This window comes from Micromonospora sp. FIMYZ51, assembly GCF_038246755.1.
In the GTDB taxonomy this organism is placed as follows: domain Bacteria; phylum Actinomycetota; class Actinomycetes; order Mycobacteriales; family Micromonosporaceae; genus Micromonospora.
Genome location: NZ_CP134706.1, coordinates 5,816,369 through 5,830,306, shown reverse-complemented (window position 1 = coordinate 5,830,306; position 13,938 = coordinate 5,816,369). Strand labels below are relative to the sequence as shown.

Annotated in this window: 10 protein-coding genes; 7 read left to right on the top strand and 3 right to left on the bottom strand. The window is 72.7% G+C overall.

Annotated features, from left to right (window positions below):
• Nucleotides 1–41 precede the first annotated feature (41 nt).
• The 3 genes from QQG74_RS26050 (at nt 42) to QQG74_RS26040 (ending at nt 4,674) form a co-directional block, all read left to right on the top strand.
• The gene (locus QQG74_RS26050) at nt 42–1,079 is read left to right on the top strand and encodes a lactonase family protein (RefSeq protein WP_341717324.1); all 1,038 of its coding nucleotides are present in this window, start codon (nt 42–44) and stop codon (nt 1,077–1,079) included.
• Nucleotides 1,080–1,224: 145 nt separating this feature from the next.
• On the top strand, nt 1,225–2,988 hold the full coding sequence (locus QQG74_RS26045) for a substrate-binding domain-containing protein (RefSeq protein ID WP_341717323.1): 1,764 nt from the start codon (nt 1,225–1,227) through the stop codon (nt 2,986–2,988).
• A 207-nt stretch (nt 2,989–3,195) separates the two neighbouring features.
• On the top strand, nt 3,196–4,674 hold the full coding sequence (locus QQG74_RS26040; RefSeq protein ID WP_341717322.1) for a sugar transferase: 1,479 nt from the start codon (nt 3,196–3,198) through the stop codon (nt 4,672–4,674).
• A gap of 25 nt (nt 4,675–4,699) precedes the next feature.
• Here QQG74_RS26040 and QQG74_RS26035 read toward each other — a convergent pair whose 3' ends face one another.
• The gene (locus tag QQG74_RS26035; RefSeq protein WP_341717321.1) at nt 4,700–5,848 is read right to left on the bottom strand and encodes a PP2C family protein-serine/threonine phosphatase; all 1,149 of its coding nucleotides are present in this window, start codon (nt 5,846–5,848) and stop codon (nt 4,700–4,702) included.
• Between the two features lie 92 nt (nt 5,849–5,940).
• On the opposite strand from QQG74_RS26035, the gene QQG74_RS26030 reads away from it, so the two are divergent.
• A complete protein-coding gene (locus tag QQG74_RS26030; RefSeq protein WP_341717320.1) occupies nt 5,941–6,501 on the top strand; it encodes a MarR family transcriptional regulator in 561 nt (186 codons plus the stop codon).
• Nucleotides 6,502–6,624: 123 nt separating this feature from the next.
• Here QQG74_RS26030 and QQG74_RS26025 read toward each other — a convergent pair whose 3' ends face one another.
• On the bottom strand, nt 6,625–8,283 hold the full coding sequence (locus tag QQG74_RS26025; protein WP_341717319.1) for a PP2C family protein-serine/threonine phosphatase: 1,659 nt from the start codon (nt 8,281–8,283) through the stop codon (nt 6,625–6,627).
• A 157-nt stretch (nt 8,284–8,440) separates the two neighbouring features.
• On the bottom strand, nt 8,441–9,676 hold the full coding sequence (locus QQG74_RS26020; protein ID WP_341717318.1) for an ROK family protein: 1,236 nt from the start codon (nt 9,674–9,676) through the stop codon (nt 8,441–8,443).
• A gap of 76 nt (nt 9,677–9,752) precedes the next feature.
• On the opposite strand from QQG74_RS26020, the gene xylA reads away from it, so the two are divergent.
• The 3 genes from xylA (at nt 9,753) to QQG74_RS26005 (ending at nt 13,905) form a co-directional block, all read left to right on the top strand.
• Nucleotides 9,753–10,940 (top strand): xylose isomerase, encoded by a 1,188-nt coding sequence (gene xylA / locus QQG74_RS26015; RefSeq protein WP_341717317.1) that lies wholly within the window; start codon nt 9,753–9,755, stop codon nt 10,938–10,940.
• 10 nt (nt 10,941–10,950) lie between these two features.
• Complete coding sequence (xylB, locus tag QQG74_RS26010) at nt 10,951–12,393, top strand: xylulokinase (RefSeq protein ID WP_341717316.1); 1,443 nt, start codon at nt 10,951–10,953, stop codon at nt 12,391–12,393.
• 87 nt (nt 12,394–12,480) lie between these two features.
• Nucleotides 12,481–13,905 carry an MFS transporter gene (locus QQG74_RS26005; RefSeq protein ID WP_341717315.1) on the top strand — a complete coding sequence of 475 codons (1,425 nt, stop codon included), beginning with the start codon at nt 12,481–12,483 and terminating at the stop codon, nt 13,903–13,905.
• The last annotated feature ends 33 nt before the right edge of the window (nt 13,906–13,938 follow it).

Below are 13,938 nucleotides of genomic sequence, written 5' to 3'. Positions count from 1 at the left end.
ATCTGGTGGGATCGACGCAGGATCGGGGAAAGGCGGAAGCAGTGGCAGGTCGAGGCGAGGTCGTGTACATCGGCGGGTACACCGCGCAGAGCGGAGGGCGGGCCACCGGCATCGTGGCAGCCCGGCGCGACCCGGGAAGCGGCGAACTGACCTCGCTGGGCACGGTCGCGGCCACCGCGTCGCCGTCCTTCCTCGCCCGCCATCCGAGCCGACCCGTCCTGTACGCGGTAAACGAGCTGCCCGGCGGCGAGATCAGCGCGTGGCGGATGGCGGACGACGGCGGGCTGACGGCGCTCGGCTCGTGGCCCACCGGCGGCGCGGAGCCGTGTCACCTGGCGGTCGCCGCGGACGGCGGGTACCTGTTCGTGGCCAACTACGGCGGCGGCAGCGTGGCGGTCCTCCCGTTGGCTGCCGACGGCGTACCCGGCGAACGCACCGACCTGGTGGAGCACCAGGGGCACGGCGCCGACCCCGAGCGTCAGGAGCGGGCGCACGCGCACATGGTCTCGCCGGGGACCGGGCACCAGCCGTTGCTCGCGGTCGACCTGGGCACCGACTCGATCTACCGGTACGACCTGGACGCCGCCACCGGCCGGTTGGTGCCCCGCGCGCCCCGGGTGCGTACGGCGTCGGGTGTCGGGCCACGGCATCTGGCCCGGCATCCGGACGGGCGGCGCTGCTACGTCTCCGGTGAGTTGGACGGTTCGGTGCTGGCCTACGACCTGACCGACGACGGTGCCCTGCACCAGCGGGGTCGTGTCGACGCCAGCCAGCGGGCCGGGCATGTGCAGCCGTCGGAGATCGCCGTGGGTGCCGACGGTCGTTTCCTCTACGTGGCGAACCGGGGAGTGGGCACGTTGGCCGTCTTCGCGCTGGGGTCCGGTCTGCCGGAACTTGTCGACGAGGTGGCGACCGGCGGTGAGTGGCCCCGGCACTTCGCCTTGATCGGCGAGCACCTCTACGTAGCCGACGAGCGGGCGGACATGGTGCGTACCTTCCGGGTCGACCGGACCACCGGCGTGCCGGCTCCGGTCGGCGAGCCGTTGGAGATTCCGAGCCCTACTTGCGTTCTGCCCTGATCGTGGGCGTTGGACATTGATGCGCCTACATTGTGGCGCTGGCACATTACTCAGAGTTACTAAATCGGGGTGAACTGTTTCTCCTCTGTAACTTTCGACCGAACGGCCATGGCAGTCGCTCAATCAGGTACGCAAGATGGTCAGCGTGTCAGCAGGCCGCCATCGCATGCGTTCAGGTATTCACGGTGCCGCCGCCGCAGCCGCGGTCGGCGTGCTCGTCGTCACCGCCGGAGGGTGGGTGGGCTACCGTCAACTAGCTGGACCCGACTGCTCTGGCAAGATCGAACTGTCGGTGGCGGTGGCGAGCGAACTCGCGCCGGCGGTCGACGAGGCCGCTTCCGACTGGGAGGAAAAGGGCGCGTTCGTCGACGGCACCTGCATCGACGTGACCGTGGCAGCCTCCGACCCGGTCGAGGTGGCCGCGGTGGTGGCGGCCAAGCACGGTGCGACCCTGGCCGGGGTGGGCCAGGCCAGCGGCACGGCGGTGAGCCCCGACGTCTGGATTCCGGACTCGTCGACCTGGTTGCTGCGGCTCAAGACCGGTGGTGCCGCGGCCTTCGAACCGGGCAACGGCGCGTCCATCGCGAGCAGCCCGGTGGTCGTCGCCATGCCGGAGCCGATCGCCGCCCGGCTCGGCTGGCCGCAGAAGGAACTGGGCTGGACCGACCTGTTGACCCGGGTCAACAGCGACCGGCCGCTCAAGACCGGCATCGTCGAGCCGACCCGGGACGCCGCCGGCCTGTCCGGCCTGCTCTCGCTGATGACGGCCGCCGCGTCCACCGGCGGTGCCACCGCCGAACAGGACCGCATCGGTGCGCTGCGCGCCCTGGCCTCGGGGGCCTCGGCGCTGCGGCAGGACCTGCTCGCCAAGTTCCCCACCGCCACGGACGGCACCACGCTGGCCAGCGCGCTCGGCGCGGCTGCCCTGTCCGAGGAAGACGTCATCGAGTACAACGCCAAGAAGCCGCCCGTGCCGTTGGCGGCGCTCTACCTGAAGCCGGCCCCGTTGCCGTTGGACTACCCGTACGCGGTGCTGCCCGGCATCGAGCCGGCCAAGGCCTCGGCGGCGCGGGTGCTGTTCGAGGCGCTCACCACGCCCTCGTTCAAGAACCGGCTGGCTGCGCAGTCGTTGCGGGCGCCGGACGGCAACTGGGGCGACGGCTTCAGCCCGCCGCAGGGCGCACCGAGCCCGGCGGGCGGGGACGCCTCCGCCGCGCCGCCGCCGCAGGGCGGGGTCGCCGCCGGCGGACTGGCACCGGACGCGGTGGAGCGTGCTGTCTCCAGTTGGTCCATCGCCACCCTCTCCGGCCGGATGCTCTGCATCATCGACGTCTCCGGTTCGATGAAGAAGCCGGTGCCGACCGCCAACGGCGCGACCCGTCAGCAGGTCACCACGGAGGCGGCCCGGCGCGGTCTGAACCTCTTCGACGACTCCTGGTCGATCGGTCTCTGGACCTTCTCCACCAAGCTCGAAGGCTCCCGTGACTACCGCGAGTTGGTGCCCATCGGGCCGCTGTCGCGCCAGCGCGGCACCCTGGAACGCTCACTGGACACGGTCGTCTCCTCAAGCGGCGACACCGGCCTGTACGACACGCTGCTGGCTGCGTACAAGGACGTGCAGCAGAGCTGGGAGCCAGGCAAGGTCAACTCGATCGTGCTCTTCACCGACGGCAAGAACGAGGACGACGACGGCATCTCGCAGCGGCAACTGCTCGCCGAGCTGGAGCAACTCAAGGATCCGGACCAGCCGATCCAGGTGATCATCATCGGCATCGGCACCGAGGTCAGCAAGGCGGAGCTGGACACCATCGCGGAGAGCGCCGGTGGTGGTGCCTTCATCGCCGCCGACCCCACCAAGATCAGCGACATCTTCCTCCGGGCCATCGCGCTGCGGAAGGCGCCTGCCTGAGCTGATCGTGCCGGCAATGGGCCGGTGGTACCGGAAATCCGGTACCACCGGTCCTTTTTGGGTTGTCCGCCGCCTCGGAAAGTGACGGCAATAAGTCGGACGCAATCGGTGGCCATAGTTGTCAGGGCAGGATGTCGTCGTGCACCGGTGGATCCGCCCCGGGTTCGGGGCGGGTTCCTGCCGTCGGCGAGCGATGTGGGAGGCCTGGTGACCTCGACGACGCTATTGACCCCCGCCAGATCGTCATCGCGGCCGGAGGGCGTCTCGTCCTTCGCGTCCGTGCGCGGCGATCTGCGCAGCTACGTCCGCAGCCTGGTCGTGCTGGACACCAGCGTGCTTACCGTCGCGGTGCTGATCGGCTACGCGGCCCGGTTCGGTGACTCCACCCCGAGCGGCGTGCCGTACGTCCTGTTCGCCCCCGGGCTCGTCCTGGCCTGGCTGGTCAGCCTCAAGGTCATGCGCTGCTACGACAACCGGGTGATCGGCTACGGCGCGGACGAGTACCGCCGGGTCAGCATGGCCAGTCTCCGGCTGGCCGGCGCAGTCGCCATCGCCGGTTACGTGGCCGACCTCGGTGTCTCCCGGGGCTTCCTGGCGATCTCGTTCGCCGTCGGCATCATCGGTCTCGAAGCGGCCCGGTTCGTCGCCCGCAAGCGCCTGCACCGGGCCCGGTCCCGGGGCAGCGGCTGGTCCCGGCGGGTGCTGGTGGTCGGCGACGCCACGCATGTGCTGGATCTGGTGCACACCCTGCGGCGCGAGCCGTACGCGGGCTATCACGTGGTGGGCGCGTGCATCCCGGACGGCCTGCTGGCTCCGGTGGCCCAGCGGCTCGGCGACGTACCGGTGGTCGGCTCGTTCCGGGGCATCCCGGAGGCGGCGGACACGATCGGCGCGGACACGGTGGCCGTCACCGCCTCCGGTGAACTCACCGCCACCCGACTGCGCCGTCTCGGCTGGCAACTGGAGGGCACCGGCATCGACCTGGTGCTGGCCCCGGCGCTGACCGACGTCGCGGGTCCCCGCATCCACACCCGCCCGGTCGCCGGTCTGCCGCTGATCCACGTGGAGGCGCCGGAGTTCCGCGGGCCGCGTCAGCTGGTCAAGGGCTTCGTGGACCGGCTGGGCTCGCTGCTGGCGCTCGCCCTGCTGCTGCCGTTGCTGCTGGTCATCGCGCTCGCGGTCCGGCTGGACAGCCGAGGGCCGGTGCTGTTCCGGCAGGTCCGGGTCGGGCAGGGCGGCCGGGAGTTCGCGGTCTTCAAGTTCCGGACCATGGTGACGAACGCCGACGCGCTCCTGGCGGAACTGGTCTCCCGCAACGAGACCGACGGTCTGATGTTCAAGATGCGCGACGATCCGCGAGTCACCCGGGTCGGCCGGCTGCTGCGCAAGTGGTCACTTGACGAGCTTCCGCAGTTGCTCAACGTGGTGCGGGGCCAGATGAGCCTGGTCGGCCCCCGGCCGCCACTGCCTTCCGAGGTCGCCCGTTACGACGGCGACGTGGCCCGCCGGCTGCTGGTCAAGCCCGGCATGACCGGGCTCTGGCAGGTCAGTGGCCGGTCCGACCTCAGCTGGGAGGACGGCATCCGGCTGGACCTCTACTACGTGGAGAACTGGTCGCTGGCGGCTGACCTGAGCATCCTCTGGAAGACCGTCGGCGCGGTGGTCAACGGACGGGGCGCGTACTGAGCACGCTCGGCGGGGCCGTCGACGGTCAGGCCGACCCGTGCTTCGGGCCGGCCTGCGGTCCGAACCAGTCCAGGCAGACCACCACGGCGTCGTCGGTCAGATCGCCGGAGACGAACGCCCGCAGATCGCCGAGGACGGAGCGCACCGCGTCCAGCGGGCTCATCGGTGCGGTACGCCGCAACATCCGGTCCAGCGCGGTCTCGCCGTACCGCACGTTCCTGCCGGTCGCCTCGAGCACGCCGTCGCTGATCATGAAGAGTCGGTCGGCGGGCTCAAGCTGGATGTACTGCTCACGGTAGTGCGTCCCCTCGAACATGCCGAGCGGGAACTGCGCCTCCAGCGCCTGCACGCTCACCTCGCCGTCGCGGAGCAGGACGAGTCGGGGCGAGCCGGCGTCGATGGCGGTGAGCAGTCCGCTGTGCAGGTCGAGTCGGAGCAGCAGCGTGGCGACGTACTGCTCGCCCCGATGCAGGTCGTAGATCGCCTGATCGGCCAGCGCAGCCTGGTCGGCCAGCGAGATGCCGGCCCGGCGGGCGTTGCGCAGCGCGCAGGTGGCGAGGGTGGTGAGCATCGACGCGACGACCCCTTCGCCCATGCCGTTGATCGTCGCGGTCCAGACCTGCGTGCCGTCGTCGGACCAGTCGAAACTGTCGCCGCGCACCGCGTACGCCGGTTCCAGCTGCCCGGCCAGGCTGAACGAGGGCCGGGTCCGGCTGCGCCCGGGTAGCAACTCCCACTGCATCTCGGCGGCGAGCGTGAGCCGCCGGCTGCGCCGGGCGACCCGGTACACGTCGGTGCCGGGGTCGACAGCGGTGATTTCGTGCGCCAACGCGGTGGCAATCCCCACCAGGCCGGTCAGCCGGCCCTCGTCGGCGACCGGGGCCACCCGGAGTACCCCACGCCGTTCCCCGCGCATGCTGACCGGCAGGTAGCCGGTGCCGTCGGCGTACACCGGTTGCTGATGGTCGAAGCAGCGCCAGGCGGGATGTCCGGGGGCGCGCAACTCCTCGCCGCCGCCGAGCGGAAGCAACGCCGCCAGCCGGTAGTCGACCTGGAGGAGTTCGGTCTCGGTGATGCCGTGTTCCCGCTCCAACAGCGTCGCGACCCGTTTGGTCAGGAGGTCCACCGGGGCGGTGAGCAGGGCGGACCGGGCCCGGTCGACCGACTCGCTCATGGTCTCTCCTTGATCACAAGCCCATTGACCGACAGAATCGGAGTACGCTCAGGCCCACCATGGCGGAACTGCAAGGTCCACCAGGACCCGAGATGAGTATGGCTGCCGAGCTGGACACTGCGGCAGGCGCCCTGCTGACCGTCTGGGACGGTGCCCGGGAGCGGACGGCGAACCGGATCTCCACCGCCCAGCTTCGTGCCGTCATGCTCGTCGAACGGCAGGACGGGATCAACCTGCGCCGATTGGCCGCCGGGTTGGACATGCTGCTCTCCTCGGCCAGCCGGCTCTGTGACCGGTTGGTCGCTGCCGGGATGCTGGAGCGCGAGCCCGGCCGGGCCGACCGGCGGGAGATCTCGCTGCACCTGACCGCCGAGGCCCGTCGACTCCTCGCCGAGTTGCGCGACGATCGCCGGCAGCATCTGGCGAAGATCCTCGGTGACATGACGCCCGAGGGGCGTCAGGCGCTGCTGCGCGGGCTCCGCGAGTTCGACGAGGCGGCTCGCGCCCGGGTCGTCCGCCCGGTGTCACCGTTGGTGCCACAGCCCGACGAGCAACCGGACCACCCGACGCCGCTGCCGGAGGCCCGCAGCGGCACCGACCAGCCGCTGCGGAGCTGGTCGGCAGGGGAGACCGCGGTGTCCCGGACGGCCTGACCGACCACCCGCCGGTAGCCGGCCCACGACCGGCCCGGCATTGCGACGTGTGGCCGGGCTCAGGCGCGTGCGGCCTGACCGACCGCCGGGCTCAGGCGCGTGCGGCCTGACCGACCGCCGGCCTCAGGCGCGTGCGGCCGGGCCCACCGCCAGCATTGCGACGTCGTCGTGCCGATGCCCGCCGCACCACTCGTCGAGCAGGTGGAGGATCCGGTCGACAAGGGCGGCCGGGGCCAGCCCGGCGGCCGAGGTGAGCGCCTGGTGCAGGCGCCGCTCACCGAACATCTCCGTGCCCTGCGGGCCGCCCCAGGCCCCGATGACGCCGTCGGTGTGGGCGAACAGCACGTCATCCCCGGACAGTCGCAGCGTGGCCTCGGTGAACCGGGCCGCGGGCAGCGCGCCGACCGGCATGCCGCCGACCCGCACCGCGGTCACCGTGCCGTCGCTGCCGAGCACGACGGGGTCCGGGTGCCCGCCACCGGCGATCCGGACCTGCAACCCGCCGTCCGGTTCCGGATGCAGCGTGCCGAGGAGCAGGGTGGTGAACTGGCTGCGCCGGGCGGCGTCCGGCATGCCCAGCAGCGCCCGGTCGAGCAACTCCAGCAGTTTCCGTGGGCGTTGCTCGACCAGCCGCAGGGTCTGCAATGACTGGCGGACCCGCCCGGTGAGCACGGCTGCGGCCACCCCCTTGCCGGCGACGTCGCCGAGGGCGAACAGCGCGCCGCCGGTGGTCGGTAGGACGTCGTAGAAGTCGCCGCCGATGCGCAGGCTGTCACCGGCCGCGCGGTAGCCGCCGGCGAAATCCATGCCGGTGAGTCGGGGCAGTCGCGGCGGTAGCAGGCTGGTCTGCAACACCCGGGTCAGCTGGGCCTGCTCGTCGTACAGTTCGGCGAGGGCCAGCGCGGCACCGGCCCGGGCGGCGAACTCCCGGGCCAGCTCGACGTCGCGCGGCTCGAACCCGGCCCGCCCGGCGCGTCGCAGCAGCACCAGGGCGCCGGCCACCTGCCCGGCGCCGGGCATCGGGCTGACCAGCAGCGTCGCGGCCGGATCGAAGCCCGCCGGAATGATCGTCAGGCCGTCTCCCGCCGCGGGCAGCCAGGACATCGGCGGCGTGGCCTGCCCGTCGAGCGCCTCGGCGAGCCCGGGTACGGCGGTGGTCAGCGCCCAGTCGGCGACCTCCTCCACCGGCTCCGGCTGCTTGTCGGTGTGCCGGATCCAGTGCGGCCGGTGATCCCCGGGGAGTACCGGCAGGTGCACGATCAGGGCGAGGTCGGCCAGGAACGGCACGGGCAGCGTCACGGCGGCCCGGAGGGCCTGGGCCCGGTGCAGCGTCAACCCGAGCCGGTGACCCGCACGGGCCAGGAAGGCGGTGCGCCGTCGCTCGGCCAGCAGCGCCTCGACGCGGCCGTGTTCGTCGGTCACGTCGCGCACGTACCAGGCCGAGCCGCCGCCGGAGAGGGGACGGCGGAAGCCGCGCAGCCGCCGCTGACGGTGCTCTGCCTCGAAGACGCCGACTCCGTCGACGACCGCCGCCGCCAGGGCAGGTACCGAGCAGCCGGCCAGGTCGGTGCCGGCGTTGAGTTCGGGGAGCAACGCCGCGGCCGACGCGTTGCGCAGCACCACCAACCCGGCCTCGTCGGTGGTCAGCACCGCGTCGGCGAGCCCGTCGAGAAGTTCCCGCGCCAGGTCCGCGTCAACGGGCTCCGTCGTACGGGACGACCGGGTGCCCGTCCGCCCGCTGCCGGTGGGCCCGGCGACTGTGCCCTCCCGGGTGCCGGTCACCGGCGGTCGCCGTACGCCCTGCGCTGTCGGCCTCTGCGCATGCCGGTACCGCACTCCTCGAATTCGACGGTTGGTTGCTCCCGGGCAAGAGTACCGAGGCGCCTCAGGGTATGCCCGCCGAGCCGGACCTGCGTACGGGCGCGGGGTCCGAAGGCGGTCAGCCGGCCCGGGTCAGCCAGCCGGCGGGACGCGCGATGATCCGGCGTACCACCGATCCGGCCGCGCCCACCGCGGCGGCGGTGGCACCGAGGGTGGCCGGCCGGACGGTGACCGGTGACCAGGCCGCCGTGAGCACCCGGCGGTCGATCTCGGCGAGCATCGGCGGGCGTAGCCAGGGGGTGAGCGGGGCGTATCCGCCGCCGAGTACCACGGTGTCCAGGTCCAGCAGGTTGACCACGCTTGCCGCGGTGACGCCGAGCGCCGTACCCGCCTCGTGCAGTGCGTCAAGCACGGCGACCGTGCCGGCCTCGGCGAGCTCGACCAGCCGGGTGGGCGCGGTGTCGGCCGGGAGGTCGGCGCCGACCAGGCCGGCGGCCGAGAGGATCGCCTCCTGCCCGGCGTAGCGTTCGAGACAACCCCGCCCGCCGCAGCGGCAGGGCGGGCCGTCCGGGCGGACCGGGATGTGGCCGATCTCGCCGCTCCAACCGCGGCTGCCCCGGTAGAGCGCCCCGTCGAGCACGATCCCGGCGCCGATGCCGACCTCACCGGAGATGTGCAGGAAACTGCCCGGACCGGCACCGGCGTGCAACTCGGCCAGGGCGGCGAGGTTGGCCTCGTTCTCCACCACCAGCGCCGGCACGCCGGGCACGGACTCGGTGAGCGGTGGATGGTCGGCGAGCAGCTCCGGCACGGGTACGTCGCGCCAGCCCAGGTTCGGCGCGAGCCGGACCTGGCCGGCCGCGTCGACCAGCCCGGGTACCCCGAGGGCGGCACCGGCCAGGGTGAGGCCCTGCGCGTCGGCGGCGGCGCGGGCCTCGGCGGCGAGCCGGGCCAACCGGCCGAGTGCGTCGGCCGGGCTGACGGGCCGCAGATCGGCACGGTGCACCACGTGGTGGCGTACCGTGCCGGCCAGGTCGACGACGCAGGCGGCCAGGTAGTCGACATTGATCTCCAAGCCGAGCCCGGCCGGGCCGTCACCGGCGAGCACCAGCCCACGGGCCGGCCGGCCGGCACCGGCGCGGGGTGTCGGCTCCGCCTCGGTGACCAACCGGCCGGCGACGAGATCCTCCACCACGGCCGAGACGGTCGCCCGGGTCAGGCCGGTCTCGGTGGCCAGCGCGGCCCGCGACGGCGGGCGCGACGCGGCGGCGATCCGGCCGAGGACGAGGGCGAGATTCAGCTCGCGCAGGCTGCCCTGGCGCACTCCGCCGGCCGGGGCAGCGGTTGCGTTCACCCCTTGACACTGCCACATCGCGGCCATTTAATTCAACCACTGAACAAATAGCGGACGACACCACCGGAGGTCTGCCATGGCACCCCGTCCCACCCCTGCCGACAAGTTCTCCTTCGGGCTCTGGACGGTCGGCTGGCAGGGCCGAGACCCGTTCGGTCACGCCACCCGCCCGGCGTTGGACCCGGTGGAGTCGGTGCACCGGCTCGCCGAACTGGGCGCGTACGGCGTCACGTTCCACGACGACGACCTGGTGCCGTTCGGTGCCGACGCGGCCACCCGCGACGCCCAGATCGCCCGGTTCCGCAAGGCGCTCGACGAAACCGGCCTGGTGGTGCCGATGGTCACCACCGACCTGTTCCAGCAGCCTGTCTTCAAGGACGGCGGCTTCACCAGCAACGACCGCGACGTGCGGCGGTACGCGCTGCGCAAGGTGCTGCGCAACATCGACCTCGCCGCGGAACTGGGTGCCAAGACCTTCGTGATGTGGGGCGGCCGGGAGGGCGCCGAGTACGACCTGGCCAAGGACGTGCAGGCCGCGCTGGAGCGCTACCGCGAGGCGGTGGACCTGCTGTGCCAGTACGTCATCGACCGCGGCTACGACCTGCGCTTCGCGCTGGAGCCGAAGCCCAACGAGCCGCGTGGCGACATCCTGCTGCCCACCGTCGGACACGCGCTGGCCTTCATCTCCACCCTCGCCCACCCCGAGCGGGTAGGCGTCAACCCGGAGGTCGGCCACGAGCAGATGGCCGGCTTGAACTTCGCCCACGGCATCGCCCAGGCGCTCTGGCAGGGCAAGCTGTTCCACATCGACCTCAACGGTCAGCGTGGCATCAAGTACGACCAGGACCTGGTCTTCGGTCACGGTGACCTGCTCAACGCCTTCGCCCTGGTCGACCTGTTGGAGCACGGCGCACCGGGTGGCGGCCCGGCGTACGACGGGCCCCGGCACTTCGACTACAAGCCGTCCCGTACCGAGGACGTCGACGGGGTCTGGGTCTCGGCGGCGGCGAACATGCGTACCTACCTGCTGCTCAAGGAGCGGGCGGCGGCGTTCCGGGCCGACCCTGAGGTGGCCGAGGCGCTGGCCGCGAGCAAGGTCGCCGAGCTGGGCGTGCCGACCCTGGGTGACGGCGAGGGCTACTCCGAGTTGCTCGCCGACACCGCCGCGTTCGAGAACTTCGACGTCGAGGCGACCGCCGCCAAGGGCTTCGGCTTCGTCCGGCTCAACCAACTCGCCGTCGAGCACGTGCTCGGCGCACGCTGAGGCGGTCGGCATGCCGCTCGTCGCCGGGGTGGACTCCTCCACCCAGTCCTGCAAGGTGGTCGTCCGGGACGCGGAGACCGGTGCCCTGGTCCGGCAGGGCCGGGCCCCGCACCCGGACGGCACCGAGGTCGACCCCGCGGCCTGGTGGTCCGCCCTGGCGGCGGCGGTCGACGCCGCCGGCGGGCTGGCCGACGTCGCCGCGGTCTCCGTCGCCGGCCAGCAGCACGGCATGGTCTGCCTGGACGAGACGGGCGAGGTGGTCCGCCCGGCCCTGCTGTGGAACGACACCCGGTCCGCCGACGCCGCCGCCGACCTGGTGACCGAGGCCGGCGGTGGAGGGTACTGGGCCGACGCGGTAGGCAGCGTGCCGGTGGCCAGCTTCACCGTGACCAAGCTGCGCTGGCTGGCCCGGCACGAGCCGGCGAACGCCGACCGGGTCGCTGCCGTCTGCCTGCCGCACGACTGGCTCACCTGGCGGCTGGCCGGTGCACCCGGGCTCGCCGCGCTGCGTACCGACCGCAGCGACGCCAGCGGCACCGGTTACTGGTCACCGGCCACCGGCGAGTACCGCTTCGACCTGCTGGAGCAGGCATTCGGCCGGCAGCTGCGGGTGCCCACGGTGCTCGGCCCGGCCGAGGCCGCCGGCCACCTCGATCCGGCGGTGCTGGGCGGCGGGGCGGCGGCCGGCTCCGGCGGGGTGCTGCTCGGGCCGGGTGCCGGTGACAACGCCGCCGCCGGCTTCGGCGTCGGTGCCCGCCCCGGCGACGTGGTGGTCTCGATCGGCACCTCCGGCACCGTGTTCAGCGTCGCGGACGCCCCGGCGGCCGACCCGAGCGGCATCGTCGCCGGCTTCGCCGACGTGACCGGCCGGTTCCTGCCGCTGGTCTGCACGCTGAACGCGGCGCGGGTGCTGGACGCCGCCGCAGCAATGCTGCGGGTCGGGCTGGACGAGCTGGCGGAGCTGGCGCTCACCGCGCCGCCCGGCGCCGACGGGCTGGTCATGGTCCCGTACCTGGAGGGTGAACGCACCCCGAACCGGCCGGACGCGACCGGGTCGGTGCACGGACTGACCCTGCGCACCTCGACCCCGGCGCACCTGGCCCGCGCGGCGGTCGAGGGGATGCTCTGCGCCCTCGCGGACGGTCTGGACGCCCTCGTCGCGCAGGGGGCCGCCGCCCGCCGGGTGATCCTGGTCGGCGGCGGGGCCCGCTCCGCTGCGGTCCGCCGGATCGCCGCGCAGGTCTTCGGCTGCCCGGTGGTCGTCCCACCGCCCGGCGAGTACGTCGCCGACGGTGCCGCCCGCCAGGCCGCCTGGCTCGCCCTCGGCGGATCCGAGCCGCCGTCCTGGACACCGGCCGGCACCGAGGAGTACGCCGCCGCACCGGTGGGCGCCATCCGGGAGCGCTACGCGCAGGCCCGGGAACACCACCTGGACCGGCCGACCAAGGGGTGAGTTCACCCGGGCTTCGACACCGCGTCCGACCGGGCGCGGTGTCGACCCGGTGATCGGCTCGTTATCCGGCCCTGGTTGGCTGCCCGCATGACCTTGAGCAGGGGCAGACCCGCGCGGGCGTGGGGCGGGGGTGCCGCGCACCGGCTCTACAGCGTCGTGGTGTTCGTGCTGCTCGCCTCGCTGGACAACGTGGCGATCGGCCTGGTCCCGCCGTTGTACGGCGCGATCGCCGAGTCCTTCGCGGTGCCGCAGCGCCTGCTCGGCCTGGTCACGGCGGTCAGCTTCCTGGTCAGCGCGGTGGCGGCGGTCGGCTGGGCGTACTTCGGCGACCGCACCAACCGCAAGCCGCTGCTCATGATCGGCACCCTGCTCTGGGCGGCCGGCACCGGCGGCAGTGGCCTCGCCGGCAACTATCCGACCTTCCTGGCCGCGCAGCTGCTGGCGGCGATCGGACTGGGTGCGGTCGGCTCGGTCGGCTTCTCCGTCGTCACCGACCTGATCTCGCCCCGGCGGCGAGGGCTGGTGATGAGCTTCTGGGGGCTGTCCCAGGGCGCCGGCACGCTGGCCGGCACCCTGGTCGGCGGGCTGCTCGGCGCGACCGACTGGCGGCGGCCGTTCCTGCTGCTCACCGTCGTCGGCCTGGCCGCCACGGCGGCGTACCTGTTCACGTACGACATCCGGCGGGGCCAGAGCGAACCGGAACTGGCCGGCGCGATGGCCACCGGCGCCGAGTACGACTACCGGATCAGCCGCGCCGACCTGCCCGCCATCCTGCGCCGCCGGACCAACCGCTGGCTGATCCTCCAGGGCCTCACCGCGCAGGCCGCCTTCGGATCGCTTGTCTGGCTGCCGGTGCTCTTCGCCGAGCGGGCCCGCGACCAGGGATACTCCTCGGCGACGGCGATCGTGGTGGGCAGCGTCTTCGCCACCCTGTTCCAGCTCGGCGGGGTGCTCTCCATCGTCGGTGGACTGGTCGGCGACGCCCTGCAACGGCGTACGCCCTCGGGCCGGGCGCTGGTCGCGGCGGTCGGTGTGCTCGCCGCGTTGCCGTTCTACCTGGTGCTCTTCTTCGTGCCGATCCGCATCGACGTGCCCGACGGGGCCGGCACCGGCGCGGTGGTGGCAGCCGTACTCGGCAGCGTCTTCACCGAGCCCACGGTCGGGCTGAGCCTGCTCACCGCGCTGCTCGCACTGGCGCTGACCTCGGCCAACTCGCCGAACTGGTTCGCGTTGATCGCCGACGCGAACCCGCCCGAGCACCGGGGCACGGTCTACAGCCTGGGCAACCTGGTAAACGGGGTCGGCCGGGCCGCCGGCAACGGCCTGGTCGGGGTGGCCTTCCACGCGCTCCGGGCGGCGTTCCCGCCGCCGCTGAACTACGCGGTCGGGTTGGCCGCGTTCCAGCTCTTCTTCATCCCCACCGGCATCATGTACTGGCTGGCCGCCCGCAGCTCACCCAAGGACATCGCCGACGTACGCGACCTCCTGCACACCCGCGCCCAAAAGCTCTAGCCGGATGTAAGGAAGGGCCCCCTTTTAACGCCT

Bases quoted from the DNA above. Each gene is read 5' to 3' on its own strand.
- QQG74_RS26035 (WP_341717321.1), bottom strand. From the start codon at position 5,848: ATGAGCGAGTCGGTCGACCGGGCCCGGTCCGCCCTGCTCACCGCCCCG.
- QQG74_RS26030 (WP_341717320.1), top strand. From the start codon at position 5,941: ATGAGTATGGCTGCCGAGCTGGACACTGCGGCAGGCGCCCTGCTGACC.
- xylA (WP_341717317.1), top strand. From the start codon at position 9,753: ATGGCACCCCGTCCCACCCCTGCCGACAAGTTCTCCTTCGGGCTCTGG.
- xylB (WP_341717316.1), top strand. From the start codon at position 10,951: ATGCCGCTCGTCGCCGGGGTGGACTCCTCCACCCAGTCCTGCAAGGTG.
- QQG74_RS26005 (WP_341717315.1), top strand. From the start codon at position 12,481: ATGACCTTGAGCAGGGGCAGACCCGCGCGGGCGTGGGGCGGGGGTGCC.